Here is a 2,327-nt window from a genome sequence, read left to right on the forward strand (position 1 = left end):
GCCGTCCGGATAGTCCTTGAGCACCACCGGCACCCGCTCGACGATGGTGACGCGCAGAGTGGACGGGTACTGCCGCTGCACCCGCGCCGACGCCACGCGCCTGATCCCGGCCACCCGTTCGGCGATGTCGGCGCGGTCGTTGACCGCGAGCAGGGCCCCGTGCCGGCGCGCCGCGTCGGCGAGGATCTCCAGCGCCGCGAGCTCCTCGCGCGCCTCCAGCGGGCCGAACCGCTGCTCGCCCGGCGAACCCTTGTCGCGCAACTGGATGATGTCCACGCCGCCGGCGAGCGCCGCGTCGGCGAACTCGGCGAGGTCACCGCGATCACGGCGGGCGTCGGTGCACAGATAGAGCGAGGCGGTCTGCAAGCGGGGTTGAAGCACACTCGAACGCTAGCGCCGCCGGCACGTACGCTGGTAGGCGACCACACGGGAGTCCCGGGAATACGGGGGCTGAGAGTGAGTCCGCCGACTCTTACCGTCACACCTGATCCGGGTCATGCCGGCGAAGGGAGCGAAATGCCAGCCCAGACGCGCGGGACACTCGCTGTGATCGGCGGCGGTGTCATCGGCCTCGCCGTGGCGCGCCGGGCGTTGCAGGACGGCTGGACCGTCCGGGTGCACCGCACCGATGCGCCCGGCGCGTCGTGGGTCGCCGGCGGCATGCTGGCCCCGCACAGTGAGGGCTGGCCCGGCGAGGAGCAGCTGCTCAAGATCGGCCTGGAGTCGCTGCGGTTGTGGCACGAGGGGTTCCTGGACGGATTGCCGCCCGAGGTCGTCACCGCCCGCCAGTCGCTGGTGGTGGCGGTCGACCGGGCCGACGCCGCGGACCTCGGGACCGTCGCGGCGTGGCTGTCCGAACAGGGCCATCCGGTGACGCCGACGACTTCGGCGCGCGACATCGAACCGCTTCTCGCGCAGGGCGTCCGGCACGGCTTCGTGGCCGAGACCGAGCTGGCCGTCGACAACCGCGCCGTGGTCGCGGGGCTGGCGGCCCAGTGCGAACGCCTCGGCGTCCGGTGGGCGCCGCCGGTGTCGTCGCTGTCCGGGGCCGGCGCCGCCGACACGGTCGTGATCGCCAACGGCATCGACGCCCCCACCCTGTGGCCGGGGCTGCCGGTGCGCCCGGTCAAAGGTGAGGTGCTCCGGCTGCGCTGGCGCCGCGGCTGCCTGCCGGTGCCGCAGCGGGTGGTGCGTGCCCGGGTGCACGGCCGCCAGGTCTACGTGGTGCCACGCGCGGACGGCGTCGTGGTCGGTGCGACCCAGTACGAGCACGGTCGCGACACCGCGACCACGGTCAGTGGGGTCAGGGACCTGCTCGACGACGCGTGCACGGTGATGCCGGCGCTCGGTGAGTACGAACTGGCCGAGGCCGCGGCCGGACTGCGTCCGATGACACCGGACAACCTCCCGCTGGTCGGCAGACTCGACGATCGCACACTGGTCGCCGCGGGACACGGCCGGTCGGGTTTCCTGTTGGCGCCGTGGACGGCGCAGACCATCGCCGCCGAGCTGGAAGGAGCACTGGTTCGATGAAGGTCACGGTCAACGATGAAGCGGTGGAGGTCGACGACCGCACGACGATCGCGTCGTTGCTGGACGGTCTGGGCTTCCCCGAGAAGGGCATCGCGGTGGCGGTGGACTGGTCGGTGATCCCGCGGTCGCAGTGGGACACCGCGCTGAGCGACGGAGCGAAGATCGAAGTGGTGACGGCGGTGCAGGGTGGTTGAGAAGCTCAGTATCGCCGGCCGCGAGTTCGGTTCGCGGCTGATCCTCGGCACCGGCGGCGCCGCGAACCTCGCGGTGCTGGAGGCCGCGCTGGTCGCGTCGGAGACCGAGCTGACCACGGTGGCGATGCGCCGCGTCGACGCCGACGGCGGCACCGGGGTGTTGGATCTGCTGGCCCGCCTGGGCATCACGCCGCTGCCGAACACCGCCGGCTGCCGCGGCGCCGCCGAGGCGGTGATGACGGCGCAACTGGCCCGCGAGGCGCTTCAGACCAACTGGGTCAAGCTCGAGGTGATCGCCGACGAACGCACCCTGCTGCCCGACGCCGTCGAATTGGTCAGGGCCGCAGAGCAACTCGTCGACGACGGGTTCGTGGTGCTGCCCTACACCAACGACGACCCGGTGCTGGCGCGGCGGCTCGAAGACACCGGCTGCGCCGTGGTCATGCCGCTCGGATCCCCGATCGGCACCGGTCTGGGCATCGCGAACCCGCACAACATCGAGATGATCGTCGACCAGGCGGGGGTGCCGGTGATCCTCGACGCGGGCGTCGGCACCGCCAGTGACGCCGCCCTGGCCATGGAACTGGGCTGCGACGCCGA

At 72.2% G+C, this 2,327-nt stretch carries 4 protein-coding genes and 1 riboswitch; of the genes, 3 read left to right on the plus strand and 1 reads right to left on the minus strand.

The features are described from left to right. The coding region (locus ASJ79_RS22580) for an FtsQ-type POTRA domain-containing protein (protein ID WP_156448585.1) at positions 1–381 on the minus strand (381 nt) is incomplete at its 3' end. Between the two features lie 35 nt (positions 382–416). After that, positions 417–528: riboswitch (TPP riboswitch) on the plus strand. Here ASJ79_RS22580 and thiO point away from each other — a divergent pair. The 3 genes from thiO to ASJ79_RS22595 form a co-directional block, all read left to right on the plus strand. Continuing rightward, positions 517–1,533 carry a glycine oxidase ThiO gene (thiO, locus tag ASJ79_RS22585; RefSeq protein WP_067960167.1) on the plus strand — a complete coding sequence of 339 codons (1,017 nt, stop codon included), beginning with the start codon at positions 517–519 and terminating at the stop codon, positions 1,531–1,533. Its footprint overlaps the riboswitch before it by 12 nt. Then, entirely contained in the window at positions 1,530–1,727 is a 198-nt protein-coding gene (thiS, locus tag ASJ79_RS22590) for a sulfur carrier protein ThiS (RefSeq protein WP_067960170.1), read from the plus strand. The genes thiO and thiS overlap by 4 nt, the downstream gene beginning before the upstream one ends. Further along, positions 1,720–2,327, plus strand: a 608-nt coding sequence (locus ASJ79_RS22595; protein WP_067960174.1) for a thiazole synthase, incomplete at its 3' end; no start/stop codon positions are given. The genes thiS and ASJ79_RS22595, both read left to right, overlap by 8 nt.

The sequence above is a fragment of the Mycobacterium sp. NAZ190054 genome (assembly GCF_001545925.1).
Taxonomy (GTDB): Bacteria; Actinomycetota; Actinomycetes; order Mycobacteriales; family Mycobacteriaceae; genus Mycobacterium.

Excerpts from the sequence above, each read along its gene's own strand:
- thiO (WP_067960167.1), top strand. The coding sequence starts at position 517 with ATGCCAGCCCAGACGCGCGGGACACTCGCTGTGATCGGCGGCGGTGTC.
- thiS (WP_067960170.1), top strand. The coding sequence starts at position 1,530 with ATGAAGGTCACGGTCAACGATGAAGCGGTGGAGGTCGACGACCGCACG.